Source organism: Dolichospermum flos-aquae CCAP 1403/13F (assembly GCF_012516395.1).
GTDB classification, from domain to species: Bacteria; Cyanobacteriota; Cyanobacteriia; order Cyanobacteriales; family Nostocaceae; genus Dolichospermum; species Dolichospermum lemmermannii.
In genome coordinates this window covers 2108519-2133427 of the sequence record NZ_CP051206.1, presented here as the reverse complement: position 1 = coordinate 2133427, position 24909 = coordinate 2108519, and the positions used below count along the sequence as shown (strand labels likewise).

The 24909-nt window shown below is 37.8% G+C and carries 25 protein-coding genes and 1 pseudogene; 19 read left to right on the top strand and 7 right to left on the bottom strand.

Translation table 11 applies throughout. The features are described from left to right. Positions 1-74 precede the first annotated feature (74 nt). The gene (locus HGD76_RS10535) at positions 75-734 is read left to right on the top strand and encodes an L-threonylcarbamoyladenylate synthase (protein ID WP_168697421.1); all 660 of its coding nucleotides are present in this window, start codon (positions 75-77) and stop codon (positions 732-734) included. Positions 735-1149: 415 nt separating this feature from the next. Next, entirely contained in the window at positions 1150-2370 is a 1221-nt protein-coding gene (locus tag HGD76_RS10530; protein WP_168695745.1) for a HetZ-related protein, read from the top strand. A 294-nt stretch (positions 2371-2664) separates the two neighbouring features. On the opposite strand, the gene HGD76_RS10525 is transcribed toward HGD76_RS10530, so the two are convergent. Then, positions 2665-3501: a DNA adenine methylase gene (locus HGD76_RS10525; RefSeq protein ID WP_168695744.1), complete on the bottom strand. Its 837-nt coding sequence runs from the start codon at positions 3499-3501 to the stop codon at positions 2665-2667. A 65-nt stretch (positions 3502-3566) separates the two neighbouring features. On the opposite strand from HGD76_RS10525, the gene HGD76_RS10520 reads away from it, so the two are divergent. The 3 genes from HGD76_RS10520 to HGD76_RS10510 all read left to right on the top strand — a co-directional run bounded on the left by HGD76_RS10520 (position 3567) and on the right by HGD76_RS10510 (position 5051). Next, on the top strand, positions 3567-3773 hold the full coding sequence (locus HGD76_RS10520) for a DUF751 family protein (protein WP_015079326.1): 207 nt from the start codon (positions 3567-3569) through the stop codon (positions 3771-3773). A 126-nt stretch (positions 3774-3899) separates the two neighbouring features. Beyond that, the gene (rbfA, locus tag HGD76_RS10515) at positions 3900-4298 is read left to right on the top strand and encodes a 30S ribosome-binding factor RbfA (protein ID WP_168632543.1); all 399 of its coding nucleotides are present in this window, start codon (positions 3900-3902) and stop codon (positions 4296-4298) included. A 510-nt stretch (positions 4299-4808) separates the two neighbouring features. After that, complete coding sequence (locus tag HGD76_RS10510; RefSeq protein WP_015079328.1) at positions 4809-5051, top strand: DUF4327 family protein; 243 nt, start codon at positions 4809-4811, stop codon at positions 5049-5051. Between the two features lie 342 nt (positions 5052-5393). Here the strand turns inward: HGD76_RS10510 and HGD76_RS10505 are convergent, their stop codons facing one another. Both HGD76_RS10505 and petN read right to left on the bottom strand, forming a co-directional pair. Beyond that, complete coding sequence (locus HGD76_RS10505; protein WP_015079329.1) at positions 5394-5555, bottom strand: hypothetical protein; 162 nt, start codon at positions 5553-5555, stop codon at positions 5394-5396. Positions 5556-5562: 7 nt separating this feature from the next. Beyond that, positions 5563-5649 carry a cytochrome b6-f complex subunit PetN gene (gene petN / locus HGD76_RS10500; protein WP_013189847.1) on the bottom strand — a complete coding sequence of 29 codons (87 nt, stop codon included), beginning with the start codon at positions 5647-5649 and terminating at the stop codon, positions 5563-5565. 101 nt (positions 5650-5750) lie between these two features. On the opposite strand from petN, the gene HGD76_RS10495 reads away from it, so the two are divergent. Next, entirely contained in the window at positions 5751-6191 is a 441-nt protein-coding gene (locus HGD76_RS10495; RefSeq protein WP_168651778.1) for a hypothetical protein, read from the top strand. Between the two features lie 75 nt (positions 6192-6266). After that, on the top strand, positions 6267-6824 hold the full coding sequence (locus tag HGD76_RS10490) for a 3'-5' exonuclease (RefSeq protein WP_168695743.1): 558 nt from the start codon (positions 6267-6269) through the stop codon (positions 6822-6824). A 209-nt stretch (positions 6825-7033) separates the two neighbouring features. Here the strand turns inward: HGD76_RS10490 and HGD76_RS10485 are convergent, their stop codons facing one another. Continuing rightward, on the bottom strand, positions 7034-7459 hold the full coding sequence (locus HGD76_RS10485; protein ID WP_168695742.1) for a DUF4363 domain-containing protein: 426 nt from the start codon (positions 7457-7459) through the stop codon (positions 7034-7036). 63 nt (positions 7460-7522) lie between these two features. On the opposite strand from HGD76_RS10485, the gene HGD76_RS10480 reads away from it, so the two are divergent. The 3 genes from HGD76_RS10480 (at position 7523) to HGD76_RS10470 (ending at position 10833) form a co-directional block, all read left to right on the top strand. Beyond that, positions 7523-7693, top strand: a complete 171-nt coding sequence (locus HGD76_RS10480) for an ATP-binding protein (RefSeq protein ID WP_148761838.1) — start codon at positions 7523-7525, stop codon at positions 7691-7693. A 129-nt stretch (positions 7694-7822) separates the two neighbouring features. After that, on the top strand, positions 7823-10423 hold the full coding sequence (locus HGD76_RS10475) for a cation-translocating P-type ATPase (RefSeq protein ID WP_168695741.1): 2601 nt from the start codon (positions 7823-7825) through the stop codon (positions 10421-10423). A 125-nt stretch (positions 10424-10548) separates the two neighbouring features. Continuing rightward, entirely contained in the window at positions 10549-10833 is a 285-nt protein-coding gene (locus HGD76_RS10470) for a cytochrome b family protein (RefSeq protein WP_148761842.1), read from the top strand. 20 nt (positions 10834-10853) lie between these two features. Here the strand turns inward: HGD76_RS10470 and HGD76_RS10465 are convergent, their stop codons facing one another. Beyond that, positions 10854-12089 (bottom strand): glycosyltransferase, encoded by a 1236-nt coding sequence (locus HGD76_RS10465; protein WP_168695740.1) that lies wholly within the window; start codon positions 12087-12089, stop codon positions 10854-10856. Positions 12090-12661: 572 nt separating this feature from the next. Between HGD76_RS10465 and HGD76_RS10460 the strand changes: the two genes are divergently transcribed. Further along, entirely contained in the window at positions 12662-13267 is a 606-nt protein-coding gene (locus HGD76_RS10460) for a hypothetical protein (protein ID WP_168695739.1), read from the top strand. 157 nt (positions 13268-13424) lie between these two features. Here the strand turns inward: HGD76_RS10460 and HGD76_RS10455 are convergent, their stop codons facing one another. Continuing rightward, positions 13425-15410 carry an ATP-binding protein gene (locus HGD76_RS10455; RefSeq protein ID WP_168695738.1) on the bottom strand — a complete coding sequence of 662 codons (1986 nt, stop codon included), beginning with the start codon at positions 15408-15410 and terminating at the stop codon, positions 13425-13427. Positions 15411-16151: 741 nt separating this feature from the next. Here HGD76_RS10455 and cofH point away from each other — a divergent pair. From cofH to HGD76_RS10440, 3 genes are all read left to right on the top strand, one after another. Beyond that, a complete protein-coding gene (cofH, locus tag HGD76_RS10450; protein ID WP_168695737.1) occupies positions 16152-17294 on the top strand; it encodes a 7,8-didemethyl-8-hydroxy-5-deazariboflavin synthase subunit CofH in 1143 nt (380 codons plus the stop codon). Between the two features lie 111 nt (positions 17295-17405). Further along, positions 17406-17813 carry a photosystem II protein Psb27 gene (gene psb27 / locus HGD76_RS10445; RefSeq protein WP_015079341.1) on the top strand — a complete coding sequence of 136 codons (408 nt, stop codon included), beginning with the start codon at positions 17406-17408 and terminating at the stop codon, positions 17811-17813. Between the two features lie 168 nt (positions 17814-17981). Further along, positions 17982-18632: a DUF3386 domain-containing protein gene (locus HGD76_RS10440; protein WP_168695736.1), complete on the top strand. Its 651-nt coding sequence runs from the start codon at positions 17982-17984 to the stop codon at positions 18630-18632. Here the strand turns inward: HGD76_RS10440 and HGD76_RS10435 are convergent. After that, positions 18621-18788 carry a hypothetical protein gene (locus tag HGD76_RS10435; protein ID WP_233467166.1) on the bottom strand — a complete coding sequence of 56 codons (168 nt, stop codon included), beginning with the start codon at positions 18786-18788 and terminating at the stop codon, positions 18621-18623. The two genes, HGD76_RS10440 and HGD76_RS10435, sit on opposite strands and share 12 nt — an antisense overlap. 149 nt (positions 18789-18937) lie before the next feature. On the opposite strand from HGD76_RS10435, the gene HGD76_RS10430 reads away from it, so the two are divergent. From HGD76_RS10430 to thrS, 5 genes and pseudogenes are all read left to right on the top strand, one after another. Further along, a complete protein-coding gene (locus HGD76_RS10430; protein ID WP_015079343.1) occupies positions 18938-19168 on the top strand; it encodes a NifU family protein in 231 nt (76 codons plus the stop codon). A gap of 101 nt (positions 19169-19269) precedes the next feature. Beyond that, positions 19270-21504, top strand: coding sequence for a glycoside hydrolase (locus tag HGD76_RS10425; RefSeq protein WP_168697420.1), 2235 nt, complete (start codon positions 19270-19272; stop codon positions 21502-21504). Positions 21505-21730: 226 nt separating this feature from the next. Then, entirely contained in the window at positions 21731-22741 is a 1011-nt protein-coding gene (hemB, locus tag HGD76_RS10420; RefSeq protein WP_168695735.1) for a porphobilinogen synthase, read from the top strand. Positions 22742-22744: 3 nt separating this feature from the next. Next, positions 22745-22921 (top strand): annotated as a pseudogene (locus HGD76_RS10415) (FAD-dependent oxidoreductase); the annotation flags it as partial. A gap of 97 nt (positions 22922-23018) precedes the next feature. Then, positions 23019-24848 carry a threonine--tRNA ligase gene (gene thrS, locus HGD76_RS10410; protein ID WP_168695734.1) on the top strand — a complete coding sequence of 610 codons (1830 nt, stop codon included), beginning with the start codon at positions 23019-23021 and terminating at the stop codon, positions 24846-24848. Positions 24849-24909 lie beyond the last annotated feature (61 nt).

Here is a 24909-nt window from a genome sequence, read left to right as displayed (position 1 = left end):
CAATTACCAATTACCAATTACCAATTACCAATTACCCATTACCCATTACCCATTACCCATTACCAATAATCATTATGGCCAAAATATTCACCATTCATCCTGATAATCCTCAAAGCCGCCGAATAGAGGAAATAAAGTTAGCGCTATTAGGTGGCGCTATCATGCTCTACCCTACAGATACAGTTTACGCAATTGGTTGTGATTTGAATTCCAAGTCGGCGGTGGAAAGAGTGCGGCAAATCAAACAGTTAGCAAATGATAAACCACTGACATTTTTATGTCCCTCACTCTCCAATGTGGCGACTTATGCCTCCGTAAGTGATACAGCCTACCGGATTATGAAGCGGTTAATACCAGGACCCTACACATTTTTGCTCCCTGCTACCAAACTCGTACCACGAATAGTACAAAGTCCCAAACGCAAAACCACAGGAATTCGAGTGCCAAATCATCAGGTTTGTTTGGCATTAATGGAAGCATTAGGAAACCCGATTATTTCTACTTCGGCTCATATTAGAGCAAATGACGAAGACCAGGAAATAGTTGAGAACGGAAAACAACCAATTTTGACAAGGGTAGATTTATATGACCATTTGGATAAATTGGTAGATATCATTATTGACACTGCCGAAGAACCTACATATCAAGTGTCTACCATTTTAGATTTGACCGATGAAGAACCAGTTATTATTCGGAGAGGTTTAGGTTGGGAAGCTGTAGCTACTTGGGTTTAAGAATAAAGCTTTACAAGTGCAACCCCTTGTTTTGGACTCCGTTGCGCTAATTATATGATCACCTTACGCCAATTTTGAAATTGTCATCCTTCCAGGTGCTGTCATCCTTAGTCATGTAATCATGGCTACGCCATACAGGCTATCAGCCAATCTTACTATGACTAGGCTCTTGGCAATTTGGCAATTTGCCCTCACAGTGAATATCTTATATGCCATCTTTGATTTAGTTGCTAAAAACAAACCGACACAATTAACAAGCCCTTAACTTTGGAAATTTCCTACAGTATTTACATATCAGCAGTCTAGTTGGTGAATTTTGAGGAATAAATCTCCAAAGATTTTCCCTCCTGAGACTGGCATTAAATACCGTATCTGCATTTGAGTTAAGGTGCAATACCAATTTTATAGAAAAGTCATGAAAGCTAACATCGCCAATCTGCCTAATTCTACATCTGCTTTTGATAGCTATATTTCTCTTGAAGAATTGTCCATTCCCACCAGTGATACATTGGTGCAACTTTTATCCCATGAGATGCAATCTCAAGTTAAAGCTGCTACGTCTGGTGTGCAAGATGTCGTTGGCCGCATAGCCAAAGAAGTAGAACGGATATGTGATAAAAGCTCTCGCATTCAAAACTCAGGACAAATTCAGTCTTGGCAAATTACTTTAGGAAGACATCGTTTACAAAAGTGTTTACGTTACTATCAACTTGGTTCTAAACAAGGACGGGTAGAATTACACAGCAGTTTGGGTGCAATTGTTTATCGTCACGTTACTGTTGCTGGCTCAGATTTAGGGTTTGAGGCTCGTTACAATCTGATTGAAGATTTTTTACAAGCTTTTTATATCGAAGCTATTAAAGCTTTTCGTCGAGAAACTGAATTACCTGAAAATTACACCCCTCGGACTCAGTTACAAGTAGCTGAATATATGGCGTTTACAGAACAATATGCCAAACGTCGGATTAATTTACCTGGTGGTGCTAATCAGCAATTAATTGTTTTACGCGCTCAAGGTTTTGCCCGTCGTCAACCCCAAGAAACTACTGTAGATATTGAAATGGCTGTGGATTCTGCGAAAACGGAAGAAGCAGAATCTTATCAACGCAATGTGGCAGTGCAGCAAATTCGCTCACAAATGATTGCTAAACCTGGTTTTGACCCTTCTGAAGAGTCGGAACGCAATCGAGTGATTACCGAATTAATGAAATATCTGGAGTCTCAAGGACAATCTGATTGTATGAATTACTTGACTCTCAAACTCCAGGATCTTTCTGCACCGGAAATTGATCAAATTCTGGGTTTAACTAGTCGTCAACGCGATTATTTGCAGCAAAGATTTAAATATCACGTTGAGAAGTTTGCCAAACAGCACCAATGGCAATTAGTTCATCAATGGTTAGGTGCTGGTTTAGAACATAAGTTAGGTTTATCTTCCCAGCAATGGGATATTTTTTGGCATCAACTTACACCACAGCAACAGCAAATTTTTGAATTAAAAACTGCCTGTCAAAGTGATCTACTTATTTCTAAAGCTGTTCAATGTACTCCTAAACAACTCCAAAAACGCTGGACACAAATGTTGGAATTAGCATGGTCTATTCGTAACGGTCATGCTGAAGCTAAAAACAATTAAAGTCAATTCCGTAGGTTGGGTTGACGCAAGGAAACCCAACATTTTCATGGAAATGTTAGATTTTACAATGTTGGGTTTTACCGTTTTTTAGAATTTTGGGTTTTACCGTTTTTTAGAATTTTGGGTTTTACCGTTTTTTAGAATTTTGGGTTTCACCGTTTTTAACAATGTTGGGTTTTACAGTTTTTAACAATGTTGGGTTTTACCATTTTAACAATGTTGGGTTTTACCATTTTAACAATGTTGGGTTTCACCGTTTTTAAGAATGTTGGGTTTTACTTCGTTCTACCCAACCTACAATTTTTTATAAGAAGTTACTAATACTTCAGTAATTTTCCCTCGCTTTTGAGCATTAGAATTAATTGACCTCGCTGCTGATATGGTGTGAATATTAAAATCACTATAAAGATCACGAATAAATGGACAATCTGAATTAGATAGCATGACCTTTACACCTTTATTAGCTAATTTAATAAAAATATCTCTGAGTTTGATTTGCTGATTCTCGTCAAAACAAAAATTACTATAAGCTGTAAAATTGCTAGTTTTATTTAGAGGATAATAGGGAGGATCAAAATAAACAAATTCATTACTACCAGTTGCATAATTTAGCACTTCATCAAAATTAGCTTGTTTAATTTCTACCTTCTTGAGTGCGACCGATGCCACTTTCAAAATTTCTTCTTGACAAATACCAGGATTTTTATATTTTCCCACAGGGACATTAAATTTACCCTGAGAATTAACCCGATAAAGTCCATTAAAACAAGTTTTATTCAGATAAATAAACCGAGCCGCTTTTTCTAAATCTGTCCCAGTATAAGAATTTCTCACATCATAATAATAATCTGAATTATGTCTTTGCTTATGTGCTTGCAGCAAAGTTATTAAGTCCTCAAGATCATCTCTAACGCACCGATAAGTAAGAATCAAATCTGCATTAATATCAGTTAAAACTGCTTTGGATGGTTGCAAATAGAAAAAAACTGCTCCCCCACCTAAAAATGGTTCATAATAAGTCTGATAATGCTGAGGAAAATAGTCTTTATATTGCGAAATTAATCTAGTCTTACCCCCAGCCCACTTTAAAAATGGCCGTGGGTAAGTTTGTTTAGGGATTTGACTTACCATCTACTTACGATTAAACTAAAAACTAACTAATCAATAAAGTTTATAATAAGGCAGTCTAAATTCAAATGTTTGATGGATTTTGGGATAACGTCTTTCGCTACCCTCGGTACTTGATTAGTATCGTCTTGGGTATTTTTCTAAACACCCTTGAGCCGCTGTTTCCATTCTTGAAACGTCCTGTGACGCTGATTGCTATTTTAGGCTTTTTTGCCGGTGGTCTTTTTTTCGTAACGCTTACCGTGCGGGCTATGCTGGGATTGAATCCAATCTAAACCAAAAGCCAGGAAAGGGTTGAGCTTATTGGACTGTTGCTGTTGATTTTATCACATCAAGCTCTGTCCACTCTAATTTGCATTTAGAATCATGTTATTAAACCTCTGTGAGAAGGCGGAATTTATATGGCTACAAATCGCCGCGTTTCCCGCGTTGCTGAATTAATTAAACGGGAAGTTAGCCAAATGCTATTCAACGGTATTAAAGATGACCGTGTGGGTATGGGAATGGTCAGTGTTACTGATGTGGATGTTTCTGGGGATCTACAACACGCTACCATATTTGTAAGCATTTATGGAACTGAGGAAGCGAAGACGGAAACAATGGCTGGTTTAAAGTCAGCTACAGGTTACGTTCGCAGTGAGCTTGGCTCTAGGGTCAGATTAAGACGGACTCCAGAAGTAATTTTTGTGGAAGATCGTTCTATAGAACGAGGTACTAAAGTGCTGAGTTTGTTAAATCAACTGGAGCAAAAACGGACATTGTCAAGTATGGATGAGGGAGCAGAAGAGATTACCGAATGATTGATCTAAAGTTTCCCAAAATATCCATAAATCTGGAACTTGTTGCTTGTTAAAACCATCTAGATGGGGATAATGGGCAATGCCTTGATTCCCTATTTTTAGAGAATTATGGGTATTGCAAATCCTGTGTCTTAGGGTAGAGGTCAAACGCCATAAGCCTATATATACTAATACAGTTAACGTCATAGCAAATCTAGTATAACTTTAATAGTTTTTATACAAATTAATGTTAAAAAATGTTAAAAATAGAAATATCTAGGTTTGATTAGTAAACTTAACTGCTGTTATCTTAGGAATATCAAATTCAATTACCATGAATGTCACGCTTTCTTGACAAACTTAACATTTCTTTAGATAATTTAGAGGTGTATAGCGTCAAAATGATAATAGTTCCGTATAGCAAACTACAAAACCCTGAACACAGGTTTAATTATTGCCATCTTTGTTCCTCGTGCATAACAGGAACGCTATCTAAATGTATTTTTGATGTAATTTTGTGAGAAAAAAACCATGAGTGTGAATACGGTGCCTTCTATCAATTACAATTACTACTCTCTGAATGTTATTCAAGACGAAGCACGCCGACTGGTGGAGAGGGGAATGGTTGGTCGTCAACAGCCAATATATACACTTTGCCAGTTCATTCCGGCTAGAGAGTGGGTTTGTGTAGAATGTGAATTAGAGAAATGTGATTTTTTACTCCGCGATCGCATTGGTGATTTAATCGGACGTGAAGAGTGGGATAACGACTAATAATTTTGTTTTTTTAATAAACTACTGTTATTTTTAATTGTACTTGTTTGTAGTTTTTGGCTATAGACAGGTATATTTTTTTCTATTTTACTTAATTAATTTTATTTCGCGCAGAGGCGCTAAGGAGCAAAGGCGCAAAGAGGAAGAGAGAGAATTATTATTAGTCGGTTTTAACCGACTTTGGCTATTAGACAGGGAATTTATTCCCTGGATATCTGCTTTAATGTTGGTCTTATATATAATTTAACAATAAATATAGATTATGTAGGGATACGAATAGCTGTTATCCCTACATAAACACTTTTTAACGCAAAATACAGCTATACGTCAGCTGTAAGAGAATCATTTTCGCTTGCTAGTGCTACGTCGGGCTTCGCGGGTTTCGTCTTCGAGACGACGGCGATCGCGCCAATCTGCTAATGTTAGATAAACAACACCACCAGTGACTCCTACTAGCAGCACTACACCAAATACGGCTAAAATACCCAAAAATGGACTTTCCACGATGCCTCTATAGTCCGTTGCGTCCCCAAACTACCATAGAAATAGACCAAGTAAACACAACTAACAGCGATACCCAACCCAGTGTCAAAATCATAGTTCTACTTTTCAAATAATTACAAAACGGCTCTAATATTCATCATACTGGGAAAACGCAGTGGATTTATTAACTATATTGGTAGGAGAGTTAGAAAAATTATGGAATTAATGGCAGAACGGTTAGAATCCCTCAAAGCGGGAGCAATTGGTAGCGTATCTTTAGGTTTAGCTTTCCTTAGCACTAGCTTTATTAATGTTTTATGGCTGGATAAGTATTTTCCCTTGGTTAGTTATGATAAAATTGATATAGTAAATTTACAGATATTATTAAATGGTGTTATCGCCGGGTTTTCTGGGTTTCTATTTGGTGTCACCTATCGTTATATTATCCGCGTAGATGCCAATCCTCATCTGAAAACTGGTGGAGTTTGGGCTTTTGGTTTGGTGCGGGGTTTAACTCAAATAGAAGTTGGTTGGCATATAAATAATCCGGTTTTGCCTTTTTTAATCTTAGCAGGAGAAAGTATATTGTGGTTTGCCTTTGCTGCTTTTGCTTTAGATATTGCTATTTTACGAAAATGGCTCAAACCTTTTTCATGAATTTGTAAATAACATAAAAATAATATCCCCGACTTCTCAAAGAAGTCGGGGATATAATAAATTTACCAATTACCTATGAATCACTACTTTTTGATCATTGATCTTGAAGCTACTTGTTGTCATCAAAAGAGCATTCCCCGTCATCAGATGGAAATTATTGAAATTGGTGCGGTAATGCTAAATCGTCAAACTTGGGAAATTGATGATGAGTTTCAACAATTTATTAAACCTGTGAGAAATCCGCAACTTACAGCTTTTTGTACAGAATTGACTAGCATTTCTCAGCAACAAGTTGACGCAGCACCGAATTTCCCAGAAGCTATGTCAAAATTAACTGATTGGATGAATTTATTTCCTAATAATATATTTTGTTCTTGGGGTAATTACGATAAATCGCAATTTTTACAAGATTGTAAATTTCATCATATTCCTTATCCTTTTGGTGCAGAACACAGAAATATTAAAACGGAATTTTCAGAATATTTGGGTGTGTCTCATAAGTTTGGTATGGCACAAGCTTTGGAACGTTTGGGAATGGAATTACAGGGTACACATCATAGAGGTATTGATGATGCTCGAAATATTACGGCAATTTATCGTTATATGCAAACTACTCATACTAAGTTAATATGAAGCTGACTAAAATAGGATTTCGATAATAATTAAACGCAGATGCACGCCGATAAACGCAGATGAATGAGGATGATTATTATTCTGTGCAAGCTTACATAAAGTTGGTACATAGCATTTCCTAGTCTAATGATGTACAAAATTATCTGTGTTCATCTGCGTTTAATTCTGATTTCTGTCATTCACGAAAAGACTGTTTAAGCAAGCCCTAATTAGGATTTGGGAATAGCATTGATAGTTTTTTCTAATGACTGTAATGATGCTGATAATTTGTCTTTTTGGGGTTTAGCAGCTTTGAGTTCGTCTGAAATCTCATCCATGCTTTTTTCGACAACTTCATAATTATCACGAGATTTAGCTTTAATGCCATCTTCTACTTCTTTCCAAGCATCTTCAAACTTGTCAAATTCTTTTTTAGCTTGAACAAAATTGCCAGCTTTAACTGCGGCTTTTGTTTTGGAGACTACAGCGAGTAAACCTGCATTACTTACTGTGGATTTTTGTCCTGGGACTTTTTCTGTAGAATTGGAAGTTGCTGCTGGGGTAGTTTCGGTGGCAGCTTGTTCGGGTTTATTACAACCTACTAAAGTCAGTAAGCTGATACTTGCAATAATTAACATCGGTTTGAAACTTTTCATTGTCAACTCCTAATGGATATTTTTATTTGTACCGCTCTAATATTTCCCATGATAAAACAGCAAATGTCAAGAACTCGGAAAGGACAACGTGGCAATTTGCTAGGAAATACTTTGCAATATCCATCTAATGATGGTCTGGTCAGGATAAAAATCGTTAAATGGGATGATTTTGTAGTTATGGAAGTGGCGGATACTGGTATTGGTGTCGCCTCTAATAGTGCAGCATGGTCATAAGCCTATGAGTGGGAACGCTCTGCTCAGAATAACAGTTTTAAGAGATTTTTAAGATAAATTTTGGGGATTTATTGGCGATCGCTATATGTACTCTGCACGCTACGTGGACGTGAAAACAAAACTTTTATCATGACTCATAAAATTGCACTCGAATCTATTACAGGGTTATCCGCATTAACCGCGAGCGATCGCCTCAAACAAGAAGGATATAATGAGTTACCATCTAGCAAACATCGTCAAATCTGGGAAATTGCCTTAGAAATCTTCAAAGAGCCAATTTTTCTCCTGTTATTAGGTTGTGGTATCATTTACTTGTTTTTGGGTGATGCTCAGGAAGCGTTGATTTTGTTAGGTTTCATCTTTTTTATTGTTGGCATCAACTTATACCAAGAACAAAAAACAGAAAAATCCTTGGAAGCATTACGGGATCTTTCTAGTCCCCGTGCATTGGTGATTCGTGATGGTGAACGTCAACGGATTGCAGGACGGGAAGTAGTTGGAGAAGATGTGATTGTTTTGTCAGAGGGTGATAGAGTTCCTGCGGATGCTGTGGTGATGTGGTCTACCCATTTGAGCGTGGATGAGTCTCTATTAACCGGTGAATCTTTACCTGTTCGCAAGCAATCAGTAGAAGATAGCACCGATTTAGAAAACACCATGAGAACAGCCACCCAGCACCGTCCTGGTGGTGAAGATCTACCTTTTGTCTATTCAGGAACGTTGATAGTTCAAGGTCAGGGAATTGCCCAAGTCTATGCCACAGGTATGCAGACGGAAATGGGTAAAATTGGGAAAGCCTTGCAAACTGTGGAACAGGAGGACACGGTTTTGCAACGGGAAACTCGAAAAATTGTCAGTAAATTGACCTTTGTAGCGATCGCTATTTGCGTGGCTGTCATCGTTATTTACGGTGCAACTAGGAACGATTGGCTACAAGGAATTTTAGCAGGTTTGGCGCTGGCAATGGCGATTTTGCCGAATGAAATTCCTGTGGTCTTGGCAATTTTCCTGGCTTTAGGTGCTTGGAGATTTTCCCAGGCTAGGGTTTTAACTCGGCGTGTTCCCGTAGTAGAAACATTGGGTTCAGCGACCGTTCTCTGTGTAGATAAAACTGGAACGCTGACTTTTAACCGGATGTCAGTGCAGCAATTATTTGTGTATCAACCGACAACCTTAATACCGCAATTTTACGATGTCGCCTTGCATGAACGGGAAGCCCTGCCCGAAACTTTCCATGAATTAATCGAATTTGGGATTTTAGCCAGTCGCAAAGACCCTTTCGACCCCATGGAAAAAGCCTTGAAACAGGTTGGTGATGACTATTTAGCCAGAACCGAACATTTACATCAAGATTGGGAAATACTGCGGGAATATCCCCTCACAGGTGAATTATTAGCCATGTCCTGTGTGTGGCAATCTCCAGAAAATAAGTTAGTAGTTGCTACCAAAGGAGCGCCAGAAGCGATCGCTGATCTTTGTCATTTTAACACCCAACAAAGACAAAATTTAGAACAACAAATTAATAAAATGGCTGCTGCTGGTTTGCGTGTTTTAGGTGTAGCCAAAGTCATTGGCCAACATCAAAAAAATAAAACCCTCAAATCTCTTCCTAAAGCCCAACATGACTTTGAATTTGCCTTTTTAGGACTGCTAGGCATGGCTGACCCCGTGCGCCCAACTGTTGCCCCAGCTATTGCCGAATGTTACACTGCTGGTATTCGGGTAGTAATGATTACAGGTGATTATCCTGCCACAGCCCAAAATATTGCCCGCCAAATCGGTCTAAAACCTGCCACAGAAGTAATTACCGGGGCAGAACTGGAAACAATGCCAGAAGGTGAATTACTGTCTCGCATTCAAACCGTGAATATCTTCGCGCGGGTTGTTCCCGAACAAAAATTACTGATTGTGAACGCCCTCAAACGCTGCGGTGAAATCGTGGCTATGACTGGAGATGGTGTCAATGATGCCCCAGCTTTGAAAGCCGCAAATATCGGTATTGCTATGGGGGAAAGGGGTACAGATGTTGCCCGTGAAGCTGCGGATTTAGTTTTGTTAGATGATGATTTTTCTGCCATTGTCCAATCTGTGAGGCTGGGACGACGAGTATTTGATAACCTCAAAAAAGGGATGGCTTATACTTTGGCGGTTCACATTCCGATTGCGGGAATGTCCTTGATTCCGGTAATATTTCACTGGCCGCTGGTGCTACTGCCGATTCACATTGCTTTTTTACATTTAATTATTGACCCGGCTTGTACTGTAGTATTTGAGGCTGAACCAGAAGAAAGCAATATCATGAACCGTCCACCCCGCAATCCTAGAGAGTCATTATTCAGCCGTCAGACTTTGAAATTAGCACTGCTGCAAGGGGTAGGTGTGTTGGTGGTGCTGGTGGTTGTATTTGGTGTGGCTTTTTACTCTGGACATGGAGAATTTGATGCTCGCGCTTTGGCTTTTACTACTTTAATTGTCTCGAATTTGAGTATGATTTTGAGTAATCGTTCTTGGTCGCGGACTATTCCTGAAATGTTACGCACTCCTAATGCAGCACTTTGGTGGGTATTAGGTGGTGGTGTGGTGTTTATGGGACTGGTGCTTTATGTTCCTGTGTTACGCCATTTATTCCGGTTCTCTTTTCTGCATTTTGATGATTTATTAGTTAGTCTCACTTCTGGGATTTTTAGTATTTTGTGGTTTGAAGGATTGAAGGTTTGGCGACGCAGATAATTAAGATGTTTCGCGCAAAGAGGCAAAGGAGCAAAGGCGCAAAGGTAATACTAATCTCTTAATTCATCTGCGTTTATCTGCGTTCATCTGCGTTTAATAATTTTATTCTATTTCGGAGGATTACTGTGAAAAAAGCATTTCGTAAATATCATCGGATTATTGGCATTATTGTTTGTGTCCCACTTTTATTAACTGTGTTGACGGGAATGTTAGCTACTGTTGTTAAGGAATGGCCGATTAATATTGGACTTTCTTCTCGATTGATGTTGGAAATTCATACTGGGGAAATTTTTCATTTACAGGCAATTTATCCGATTTTGAATGGTTTTGGATTAATCGGTTTGTTGGTGACGGGTATGAGTATGTCGGGTTTGTTTAATCAAAGGAGAAAACCTAATATCAATAATTAAATGCGGATGAATTAATGGATTTATTTGACTTCTGTGACTCGCCAGCTTAGTTTTAGGTTAACCCAAAAGTTCCAAATTGTGGCAACTGCGATCGCTATTAATTTGGCTATATACTGGTTCATACCTAAGTTATTAAATAGGAAATTGACTACTAAGGTTTGGATGATTATCCCAGCTAAACAGACTATATTGAACTTCAAGAATCTTTTGAAACGCTGGCGTTTTCCTGTCTGTTTTCGGGAAATATCCCCAAATGTCCACAAATCATTCCAAAGAAAATTATTGAGAATTGCTACTTCGGCTGAAAAAATTGTACTGCGAGTTAAACCCATGTTAATCACGGTACGCATGATATGAAATATGGTTAAATCTACAAATACGCCACTAAATCCTACTGCACCAAATCTGAGAAATCGTCCCATAGGGAAGTTAACTTTTTGACGAATTTTTCCTATTCTTCCAGTAGATAACCGTAAGCGAATTAGGTGTTGAATATAGTCTACATATTGTTTCCACGTCACTTTGCTTTCTCCTTCTGTGCGTTCGCGGAATACATAACCGGCTTCGGCAATTTCTCCTACCTGTCCCCGACCAATGACTTCTAAAAGAATTTTGTACCCGATGGGGTTAAGTGTGGTATTGGCGATCGCACTTCGTCGTACCATAAAATAACCACTCATTGGGTCACTAACTCTCCCTAAAACTCCCGGTAAAATCACTAATCCTAATACCTGCGCCCCCCGCGATAAAAAGCGTCTAATTACACTCCAGCTACTGACACCACCACCGTCTACATGACGACTAGCTAAGGCTAAATCAGCCCCTTCTTCGATTTTCTGCAACAGTTGTGTTAATACTTCTGGAGGATGCTGCAAATCGCCATCAATCACGCCCAATACACGCCCTGTAGCCGCTTGCCAGCCACGGATTACTGCTGAAGATAGTCCCCGTTCTTCTTGACGACGCATGACCCGTAATTGGGGATAATCTGATATGAGAGATTGTGCTATTTCCCAAGTTCGGTCAGGGCTATCATCATCTACTATAATGAGTTCATAATTACCAGGAATAGCTTTATCCAATAACCCACTTAATATATTGACTACATTTTCGATATTGTCACGTTCTTTATAAGTAGGAATTACTACAGATAAGAGAATGGGATTGTTTTCAGCTATTTCCTGGGGTGTAAATTCAGAAATCCTCAATGCACCAATAGGAACTGTTAATAAAGAATTGGATGAGCTTGTCTTCATAAGGTACGTGGTAAATCTTAAATTGCCAAATTGTCTGTATAAAGGTTGATTTTCCATAGAGTATCATACACTTAGTATGATCAAAACAATTAGTCAATATTTCCTTTGCTCAAAGGTGTCTCTCAAGCTCGTTGCTCTACTACTCCACCACCAATACCAATGGTTGTTTGACCTCCTCTCCGGTCTTCCTAAAAGAGCCGTACCCAAATTTAATCAAGCTAGTTTAAAAATACAAAATCCGGTTGATGTTGTCATAAATAATTCTAGCGTAGCTAAAACTTCGGGAGTACGTAATGGTAAAGTAACAGTTAGAGGTTGTTTGAAAAGTATTAGATGAAACCGATAATCTCCAAAAACCTAACCCCCCAGCCCCCCTTCCCTACGAGGGAAGGGGGGTTTCAAAGCCTCTCCCCGCTTAGGGGAGAGGTTTGGAGAGGGGTTTGTTTGTACATTAAAAACTTTTCAAACATCCTCCAAGGGTAAAGATGCACCTATTCCGTGAAAAGTATACTGCTATAACTAAAGAAGTTTTAAATTTTAGATAAACTGTTGAAAATAATTAGGTAAGAGCAATGGCTTATAGTGATTTTAGCTTAACTAAGTTTAAGAAAAATTTTAACATTACAATTGATGAAGAAGCTGATTTATTTGCGACTGTAGAACCTATAGAAATCAGTGAAAAGTTAATTAACACTTTAGAAGAAACTACGGAACTCGCGTTAGCAATAAATACGGAAAAAGCCCGCTCAGAAATGATTATTACGCCAATTTTATTAGAAGTTAGACGTAAAGCTAATTATAAAATTAGTTTATTTTCTGGTACGGATTTTAATGTTGATATTGAGAGAGGTTTAAATGGTTATTGTGATTTTGTTATCAGCCGTTCTAGGGAACAGTTAACAATTAATGCTCCTGTGCTAATTATTGTAGAAGCTAAAAATGAAAATATTAAAGGTGGTTTGGGTCAATGTGCAGCAGCAATGTTAGCAGCACAGTTGTTTAATGAACAGGAAGGTAATGAAATTAAAACTATTTATGGGGCTGTGACAACAGGAGATATATGGAAGTTCTTAAAGTTGGAAGGGACTGATATATTTATTGATTTGAATAATTATTATATTAAGGAGTTAAACAAGATTTTAGGTATTTTATGTCAAGGGTTTTGGGTTGAAATTTAACCTCCCTCGGTGCTGCACTCCACGCGATCACTTTAGATAAGAGTATCATTCCTGACAATCAAAACATAAAAAATTATCGCTGTTCGGTCATGAGCAAACCCTACTTAATATTCCAGATGTTTTAGTTGAAATATAAGTCAATCAAGCTACAAAAGTTCTAGTTTTCTGGGATAACACGTTGAGGAGGTTGTACAGCACTGTTGCTAGGAATATTAGTAATTATTTCATTCGCACTGATAATATCCATATCAGTATTAAGTTTTTCTTTCTCTAGTTGAAGTTTGTCATACAAGAATTTATGTCTTAACTCAAACTCAGTAAATATTTCACTCCATTTTTTAACATAAATTTTATAATTGTCTACAAAATATACCAAAGACTTTTCACCGTGGTATCTAGCATTTTTTATTTCTTGTTCAATACGGTTATCAAAATCATTACCAATTAAATAAAAATCCCAAGTCATATTAGAGCCATTAAATTCATCTTGTTCTAAAATTACTCCCATGTATGTTTTCACTTGATCAAGTTGTTTTGCACCAAGCTTAACTTTAGGATGTTTCAACTCTACAACTACATTATTTACAGAAGAGTTGTTTGATAATTGACGTACCATAAATATATCCATTTCTTTATTTTTATCAGGATGATCAATAGCAACAACAGGTTTTTCTCCTCTCAAGTGATAAATATATCTACGCAAAGCTTCTTCAAATTTTGGTTCGGCAGCAGTTACGAGATGATATTGCTCACCAAAAATCCAATAATGGCTTTCTACAAATTTTTGGATATGATCTCGTTCATTAGCTTTTAAATCTTGATTAAAAACTAAATCTTTCAGTTGAGCAATAGCCCTATACCTATCTTCTATTAATCTTACAGTTTTAAGAATATTTGTAAGTTTAGTAACTTTTAAAGATTCGGATAGGTGTTCCAAGTCAGATGAATCTAATTTGATAATTTCGCCTAAAACATCAATTAATTTATTCCTTTCATCCGAATCAAGTATTAAATTTAGGAAATGAACAAACACTTTTTTTTGTTCAATGTTGAGAGAAGAGAAAATTTTGGGTTCTACCTGATATAATTCTTTAATAAAATCTTGAAGTTCGTTTTTTCTGTGTTGATCCCAAGGGTTATTCTTGAATCTTGGAAAAACATGATTTTTTGTAAGTTCTTCTATTATTATATCTGATTTTGTCTTCAGGAATAATTTCCTTTCATTTTGAAGTTGTTGATTAATTAAATGGATCATAGACTGATATATTTTGCCGTTTAATGTATTTTTTAGACTAGAAATTTCATAAGGAAAGAAATGTTCTTGATCAAAAAAAATGCTTCTTACAAAAACACTATGATAAAAATTATCCCCTTTTTTGTTAAGGGTCGTTGTATGACTATATGTTCCTTCACCTTGTGAATTAATAAAATAGTATCTGGAAAATTCATTTTTTAAAGATTCAGACCAACGAATAAATTTTAAATTAAATAAATATCCACGAATACTTTCCTCAAATTCGGTAGAATCACTAATAAATTCAGATTTATAATCTAAATCAATATTGTTGATTTTAATTGAGAATTGTTTTGTTGAATTTAGTTCAAGAAACCAGCTAAATTCCCTATACAAATAAAATTTAAGTTCATTATTAAAATTATCAGGTTCACTTGGATGAATATCTTTAAAGAAAACAATCGTTCCTGTTTGTTCATCAGTTTCTATTTCTTTTGATATCTCATAATTATCTAGCTGTTGACTATTTATACTTATACTGTATTTATATGTCTTTCCTTCTTTTTCATAGACAGTATCCCATTTTGCCGATGAGGCAAATGTAAAAAAAGTTAATCTTCCAATACCATTCTTACCATGAATATGTGATAGATTCCTTGAGATACCAAAATTAATTTGTTTATTAGACTCATAAAAAACTGAAAATCTGTTTGAATCAGCAATACCACATCCATTATCTATAATTTTTAGTTGTGATATTCTTCCTAAATCATCAGATTGCATTATTATATTAATTTGAGTAGCCTTCGCATCAAAACCGTTCCATATATATTCTGCAATGGATGATAAATGATTATGGCTTTTAAGTGCCTTGATAATACCTAATGAAGTAATCTGAATATTTTTCATAATTTTATACTCATTTGTATGTTAACCAATTATTAAATCTGGATAAAACCTTTTTAAAGGATAGATAAACTCAGAATACTTTGCTTATTGTCTTAAATAAGTTAAAACATCAATTTTTGACAATATCACAAAAAATAGAGATAAACCCTACTATAAACCAATATGTTATCTTAATCGTGTATTTAGTAGAGTCTTTTACAAGATTTTTTGTGTTTTAGTGAGTTATTAGTTCAATTATCTCTCACCACGCAATCCGCGATCGCCCCCAAAACGACGATAAGGAACGATCGCTAAATCCCCCACTGGCGATAAACATCTAACTTATTGACAATAATAAATCTCAAAACTATTGATATTACGTTCAAAAATAAAAACCACTCACCCTTATTGACAATAAAAAAGGAGGAATTTTCGACTACTCATTATCTCCCCCTCAAGGAATTACCACTAAAACCACATTGAAAGGCGATCGCTAAATCTCCCACTTGTGATAAATATCCAGCTTATTCACAATATAAAGCCCAGAGATTCTGAAGCGTTTAGCTGTATATCAAGGTGGCATTCTTTTGCTTAAAGGTGTCTCTCAAGCTCGTTGCTCTACTACTCCACTACCAATACCAATGGTTGTTTGACCTCCTCTCCCGTCTTCCTAAAAGAGCCGCACCCAAATAATATTTAAAGGTTGCAAATTTCAATTTATTATGAAACTTAAATAAGTCTTTTATATTTGATTGATCACCAATGACTAATATAACTGTTGATTCTATTCTTGAGTCTGCTTTAACAGATAAAGATATAACCCCGGATGATGCGGTATTTCTATTAAAACAGACCACTCCAGACGCAGTTACACAAATTCAGGTTACAGCGGATCAATTAAGGCAAAAACAGGCTGGAAATACAGTTACTTACGTTATTAACCGCAATATTAATTTTACTAACATTTGTGAGCAACATTGTAGTTTTTGTGCATTCCGCCGGGATGATGGTGATGCAGATGCTTACTGGTTAAATTCAGCGCAGATTTTGGAAAAAGCTACAGATGCAGTCCATCGAGGAGCAACGGAAATATGTATGCAAGGGGGATTACACCCACAAGCGCAAATTAATGGTAAGTCTTTACCCTATTATCTCAAACTGGTAAAAACCATTAAGGACGAATTTCCTCACCTCCATTTACACGCTTTTTCGCCCCAAGAAGTCCAATTTATTGCCAGATTAGATGGAATTTCTTATACAGATGTGATTACAGCTTTGCGAGATGCTGGTGTCGGTTCTATGCCCGGAACAGCCGCAGAAGTGTTAGATGATGACGTGAGACGGGTATTGTGTCCAGAAAAGATTGATACAGCAACTTGGCTAGAAATTGTCAGTACAGCCCATCAATTAGGTGTACCTACTACCAGCACAATGTTATCTGGACATATTGAAACTCCAGAACAGCAAATTGGCCATTTAGAAAAATTGCGATCGCTCCAACAAACAGCCATAGAAAAAGGTTATCCTGCAAGAATTACCGAATTTATTGTCTTACCTTTTGTGGGACAAGAAGCCCCCAAATCCCTCCGCAAAAAGGTAGGAAGAGATCAACCAGTTCTCGCTGATTCCCTGTTATTAATGGCTGTAGCCAGAATTTATCTCGGAAATTATATCCCTAATCATCAACCAAGCTGGGTAAAATTAGGGCTAGATGGTGCTACAGAAGCCTTAAATTGGGGTTGTAATGATATCGGTGGCACGTTAATGGAAGAACACATTACCACCATGGCCGGGGCTGTGGGTGGGACTTGTATGGAAGTGGAAACTTTACAAAGGGCGATCGCATCTTTAGAAAGACCTTACCAACAACGGGATACTTTGTATCGGGTAATGGGTGATTGGTAATGGGTGATTGGTAATGGGTAGGAGTTTTCTTGAAGTTTTAAGTTTTAACTCCTATCCCCCATATACCAATCCAAGATAGGATGGATTTTGATTTACTTGTTTTTTTACTTAATGCTTATGAAAAGCTATTGGTCGCGTCTGCTTTCTCTAGTTTTAGTGTTAGTTGTCGGTTTGGTTGGCTGTGGTGGTGGTAGTCCAGATAGTTTAACTGGGGATTATCGTCAAGATACCTTAGCTGTAGTCAATACTTTGAAACAAGCCCTAGAATTACCACAAGATTCTCCCGATAAAGCCGCCCTTCAAGCAGAAGCCCGTCTAAAAATCAATGACTTTTCGGCTCGCTACCAGCGGAATACTTCTGTTGCAACTCTTGGCTCTTTTACAACTATGCGAACAGCCCTAAATTCCCTTGCAGGACACTACAGTTCTTATCCTAATCGTCCCGTTCCTGAAAAGCTGAAAAAACGTCTAGATGCAGAATTTAAACAAGTAGAAGCATCGTTACGACGTGGTGCTTAATCTATTCTTCAAGGATTGTTTTTTGATAACTACAATTAAATACAAACTTCCTTGAAAGCAGGAATTAACAAAGTCGGAATGCGAATCAGGGGATCTCACAAACCCAAAGATCCCCAACTTTAGTTATCTTGAATTAAACTGTTAGAAAAGCGCAGTCAAAGTGGTGATATGGCAATTCAGTCAACAGCAGAAATTTTATTTCAAACTGCTTATGAAAGTCGTTACACTTGGGATGAACACTTTCCTGGTTATGCTGCCGATGTGCAACTGTTACAGGAAGATGAAGTTTATACTGGTAAAATTCAGATTAATCGTAACTTGAATGTAGAAATTACAGGAGTTGCAGATAAACAAATAGAAGCCGGAATTGATATTCAGTTACAGGAAATAATTACCCGCTGTCAAAGAAGCGATTTTCAAAGTTTTTACCGTCAACATGAGTTTAGTTTGGGTGAAATAGCCGAAAAAGATGCAGTTACGGTTTTTGTAAAAAGTGAAAATACTGATTCTCACTATCAAATCCGTAACCAAAAAATATATCAGGAAGTTCGGGTAATGAGTCGGATGACTTTGGAGATTAATTCTGGGGAATTCCTAGATACAGACTCCGGTTATATCCCTTCTGCTTATGATGTGGTTTTTCGTAACTCGCATACAGGTGATATTAATAGCATTCTCAAATTTACAGATACATATCAAAAGTTTGGTAATTACTACATTTTGACAAAGCAGGTAGTGGCAGAATATGAAGATGGAAAAACTACAACTCCTCAATCAATTACTGAGTTTGTTTATTCCCATATTCAGCTACTGGAATAGGCAAGAGGCAAGAGGCAAGAGGCAAGAGGCAAGAGGCAGGGGAGAAAAATATTCTTTTGCAACTGACAACTGTACGGGCGAAGCATTTGGAGAACTATTTTTGGCAATGACCGATAATTTATCTTCCAAATGCTGACAACTGTACGGGCGAAGCATTTGGAGAACTATTTTTGGCAATGACCGATAATTTATCTTCCAAATGCTTCGCCCCTACTAACAACTAACCAATTATCCATTTCCAGCCTAAACTAGATAATTAGCAACTTGGATAATTACCAATTTATTTACTAAGCAGGTCTAAAAGAATGGAACTAACGCTAGAAAATGTAGAAACCGTATTAGACGAGATGCGCCCTTATCTCATTTCTGATGGTGGTAACGTGGAAATTGTAGAATTGGATGGACCAATTGTTAAGCTCCGATTACAGGGTGCTTGTGGTTCTTGTCCTAGTTCTACTATGACTCTGAGAATGGGAATTGAACGCCGTCTCAAAGAAATGATTCCCGAAATTTCTGAGATAGAACAAATCATCTAAATCACTGGTAATGGGTAATGGGGAAAGAGGTAATTGGTAAGATATACTTGTCACCTGTTCCCCGTTATCTATTTCCCCTCACCTACTCTTTTCTATATTATATGTCTCATCCTTTGCACGTTGCGTTTATCTGGCATCAACATCAACCGTTGTACAAGTCTCCTGAGAATGGTAGTTCTTTGGTGACTAGTCAGCAATATCGCTTGCCTTGGGTACGGTTACATGGAACTAAGGATTATTTGGATTTAGTATTATTGTTAGAGAAGTATCCTAAGTTGCACCAAACTGTGAATTTAGTGCCTTCATTAATCTTGCAAATAGAAGATTATGTTGCAGGTACGGCTTTTGACCCTTATTTAACTGCTAGTTTAACGCCGGTAGAAAAGTTGACTCGTGAACAAAAGGAGTTTATTGTTCAACATTTCTTTGATGCTAACCATCATACTTTGATTGATCCTCATCCTCGTTATGCCGAATTATATTATCAAAGACAGGAACAAGGACAAAGTTGGTGTTTAGCAAATTGGCAGTTATCAGATTATGGTGATTTATTAGCTTGGCATAATTTAGCTTGGATTGATCCTTTATTCTGGAATGATCCAGAAATTGCTGCATGGTTAGCACAAGGACGTAATTTTAGTTTAGGCGATCGCCAGCGCATTTATTCCAAACAACGGCAAATTCTCAGCCAGATTATTCCCCAACATCGGAAAATGCAGGACAGTGGACAATTAGAAGTTACCACGACTCCCTACACTCACCCGATTTTACCTTTATTGGCTGATACCAACGCTGGACGGGTAGCAGTGCCACAAATGACATTACCCAAACAGCGGTTTCAGTGGGTGGAAGATATTCCTCGACATTTACAAAAATCCTGGGATTTATATATAGATAGGTTTGGACAAGATCCTAGAGGTTTATGGCCTTCCGAACAGTCCGTTAGTCCAGAAATCTTACCGTATATTATTAAACAAGGCTTTAAATGGATTTGTTCAGATGAAGCCGTTTTAGGTTGGTCATTAAAACACTTTTTTCATCGTGACGCTGCGGGAAATGTCCAAGAACCAGAATTACTTTATCGTCCCTATCGTCTGCAAACTCCAGCAGGTGAAGTGGCGATTGTTTTCCGTGATCATAGACTATCAGATTTAATTGGCTTTACCTACGGGTCTATGCCAGCAAAAAAAGCCGCAGCAGATTTAGTGGGACATTTGCAAGCTATTGCTAAACAACAAAAAGAAAGTAACGACGATCAACCTTGGTTAGTTACAATTGCCCTAGATGGGGAAAATTGTTGGGAATTTTATCCCCAAGATGGGAAAGAATTCCTAGAAACATTATACGAAAGTTTGAGTAATCAATCCAATATCAAACTTGTCACTGTTTCCGAATTCATTGAAAAACACCCACCCACCGCAACTATTCCCGCTGCACAACTCCATAGTGGTTCTTGGGTAGATGGCAATTTTACCACATGGATCGGCGATCCAGTTAAAAACCGCGCCTGGGACTATCTCACCGCAGCTAGACAAGTCTTAGCAAATCATCCCGAAGCCACAGAAGAAAACAATCCCGCAGCTTGGGAAGCATTATACGCTGCTGAAGGTTCAGACTGGTTTTGGTGGTTTGGAGAAGGACATTCTTCCAATCAAGATGCCATTTTTGACCAATTATTTCGGGAACATCTCTATGGCATTTACAAAGCCTTAAATGAACCCATACCCCCATATCTGCACACTCCGCTGGAAATCCATGAAGCCCGTGCAGACCATAAACCACAAGGCTTTATTCATCCGATCATAGATGGTAAAGGTGATGAACAGGATTGGGATAAAGCCGGACGCATTGAAGTTGGTGGTGCAAGGGGAACAATGCACAATAGCAGCACTATTCAACGTTTATGGTATGGGGTAGACCATTTGAATTTTTATGTGCGAGTAGATTTTAAAACTGGCGCTGTTCCTGGTCAGGATTTACCACCAGATTTACACCTACTTTGGTATTATCCAGATAGAACAATGGTGAATAGTTCCATACCTCTAGCAGAAGTACCGGACAGCGCACCTTTAAATTATCTATTTCACCATCATTTAGAAGTGAATTTACTCAGTCAATCTGTGCAGTTTCGAGCAGCAGGAGACGATCATTTATGGTATCCTCGTGCTACTCGCGCCCAAGTTGCGTTAGGTTCTTGTTTAGAAATAGCAGTACCCTGGGCTGATTTGCAAGTCCCTCCAGATTATCCTCTGCGGTTGATTTTGGTGTCTTCTGATGATGGTTGTTTTTCTGGTTATGTGCCGGAAAATGGTTTGATTCCGATTGATGTTCCTTAGTGAAGATGATTCCCGGTTTTTTTGATCGGGAGTCTAAATTTTTTATCTCACGCAAAGGCGCAAAGGCGCAAAGGAAGAGTTATATTTTGTATTTTTGGTGAAAGTTGGACTAGAATCTTTGTTCAGCCGTCTTCATGCGGATTTTTTCTTGGCCATTTTCGGGCAGTTTTTGGGTTTTGTACAAGATGATTTATAATAATGATTATCATTTTTGGTGAGTTATATTATGTCGTCTGAAAACTCGTCTACGGATAACCTCTTGCATCTTTCTCAGCGTCCTCGTCGTCTCCGTCGGACTGAAACTTTACGGAAAATGGTACGGGAAACTACTTTAAGTGTGGATGATCTGATTTATCCCATGTTTGTTATGGAGGGGGAAGAAGAAAAAGTAGAAATTGCTTCTATGCCAGGATGTTATCGCTATTCTCTAGATTTACTCCTGGAAGAAATTGCGGAAGTGTCACGGTTGGGTATTAATGCTGTTGCGCTTTTCCCGGTTATCCCAGAAGATCAAAAGGACGACACAGGTACAGAAAGCTACAACCCAGAGGGATTAATCCAGGAAACTGTTAAAGCTATTAAAAAAGCAGTCCCGGAAATCTTGATTATTACTGATGTAGCCCTTGACCCTTTTACTACTCATGGTCATGATGGTTTGGTTGATGAAAATGGCAAAATTCTCAATGATCCAACTTTAGAAGTGTTAGTCAAAATGGCACTTTCCCAAGCGGAAGCGGGAACTGATTTTGTTGCCCCTTCTGATATGATGGATGGTAGAATTGGGGCAATTCGCACGGCTTTAGATGCTGAAGGTTATATCAATGTAGGGATTTTGGCATACTCCGCAAAATATGCCTCTGCCTATTATGGACCATTCCGGGATGCTTTGGATTCTGCTCCCAAATTTGGCGATAAAAAAACCTATCAAATGGACGCAGCTAACGCGAAAGAAGCTTTAAAGGAAATTGAATTGGATATTGCTGAAGGTGCAGACATCATTATGGTCAAACCCGCATTAGCCTATCTAGATATAATCTGTCAGGTAAAAGCAGCTACAAATTTACCAGTCGCAGCTTATAACGTGAGTGGTGAATACGCCATGATTAAAGCGGCTGCTCAATATGGTTGGATTGATGAAAAAAAGGTGATTTTAGAGACTTTAACCAGTATGAAACGGGCTGGTGCTGATTTGATTTTAACTTACTTTGCCAAGGAAGTGGCTTTGATGTTGATGTAATGGTTGCCAGTCCTTATCTCCCTATTATCTATTATCATGGGTGGTTTAGCAGCTTTACAAGTTAGTCCGACAGCCAGAAATTTATCCGGTGCAAGAATGGCTTGTGAAAAAATTGTCCCAGCGATCGTTAAGCCCAGTGTATCTTTTTCTCATAGTATCACTGAAGTCAAAGCCAGCTAACAACACTTCAAAATATTTTCCCCAAAATCAACTCCAAAATTAGTAACATTCACACCTTTTTGCGCTAGACTGATAACGATTCTCATTTTTGTTTGATATGGTCAGTTCATTAACCCAGTCTCAAGACAGCTTGAACCTGCACGAAGACGACAAACTTACACGAATTCGTCACACCAGCGCCCATATCATGGCAATGGCGGTACAAAGACTATTTCCAGGGACTAAGGTAGCAATTGGACCTGTCACAGAAATTGGATTTTACTACGATTTTGATTGTCCAGTCAGCATCACCCCTGATGACTTAGGCAAAATTGCAATCGAAATGCAACGGATAATCAAAGTTAACCTACCTATTATCCGGGAAGAGGTGGAACGAGCCGAAATTCGCGCCGAAATTGCCGAATTAAACGAGCCTTACAAGCTAGAAATCTTAGAACGTATACCCGAATCAGAAATTATCACCCGCTACTTCATTGGTACTCCTGAAACTGGTAATTCAGAAACTTCATTGTTTGTCACAGATATTCAACCAGCGAATAACTATTGGTGGGATTTGTGTGCGGGTCCTCACATTAACTTTACTGGTGAAATTGATCCTCATGCCTTTAAATTATTAAATGTTGCTGGTGCTTATTGGCAAGGTGATGAAACTAAACCTCAGCTACAACGGATTTACGGGACAGCTTGGCAAACAAAAGCAGAATTAGCAGCTTACCTCCAACTAAGAGAAGAAGCCCTCCGTCGAGATCATCGCAAGTTAGGTCAAGAACTTAACTTATTTAGTATTCAAGAAGAAGCCGGTGGTGGTTTAGTATTTTGGCATCCCAATGGCGCAATTATTCGCTACATAATTGAAGATTATTGGCGCGAAGCTCATCTAGAATCTGGTTATCAATTACTGTATACACCTCATATAGCCAATCTCAACCTATGGAAAACATCGGGTCATTTTGACTTTTATCAAGAAAGTATGTTTGACTCGATGGATGTGGAAAATCAGGCTTATCAAATTAAGCCCATGAATTGCCCTTTTCATGTTCTAACTTATAAACATCAACTTCATTCCTATCGAGAATTACCATTAAGATGGGCAGAATTAGGAACAGTTTATCGTTACGAACGATCTGGAGCATTACATGGTTTAATGCGAGTCAGAGGATTTACTCAAGATGATGCTCATATCTTCTGTTTACCTGACCAAATTGCTGATGAGATATTAGGAGTTTTAAATCTCACTGAGCAGATTTTATCAGATTTTGGTTTTAAAGAATATGAGGTCAATCTTTCTACCCGTCCTGATAAATCAGTCGGAACTGATGATGTTTGGGAATTAGCCACAACAGCACTAGAACAAGCTTTAAATACTAAAGGCTGGAATTATGTTGTTGATGCAGGTGGTGGAGCTTTCTATGGACCAAAGATAGACATTAAAATAAAAGATGCTATTGGTCGTTTGTGGCAATGTTCAACTATTCAGGTAGATTTTAATTTGCCAGAAAGGTTTGATATGGAATATATTGCTGCTGATGGTAGTCGGCAAAGACCAATTATGATTCATCGGGCTATTTTTGGTTCTTTGGAACGCTTTTTTGGCATTTTAATTGAGAACTATGCAGGGGATTTCCCCTTGTGGTTAGCACCTGTACAATTGCGGTTGTTACCTGTAAGTGATGACTTTCGAGAATATGCAAAATCAGTAGCAACAGACTTAAAAAAAGCCGGATTTAGGGTAGAAGTAGATAGCAGTGGTGAACGTTTAGGCAAACAAATTCGCATAGCACAATTAGAAAAAATTCCCGTTGTTGCTGTTGTTGGTAAGAAAGAAGTAGAAAGCAAAACTTTGAGTATTAGAAGTAGACAAGCTGGAGATTTAGGAATTCTGACTTTAACTGAACTTGTAGATCATTTACAAGGAGCAAAAGATTAGGATCAAAGAAGTCAGTAATCTTTTAAGAACACTGATTTAAACATTCAACCAATAAAACCAT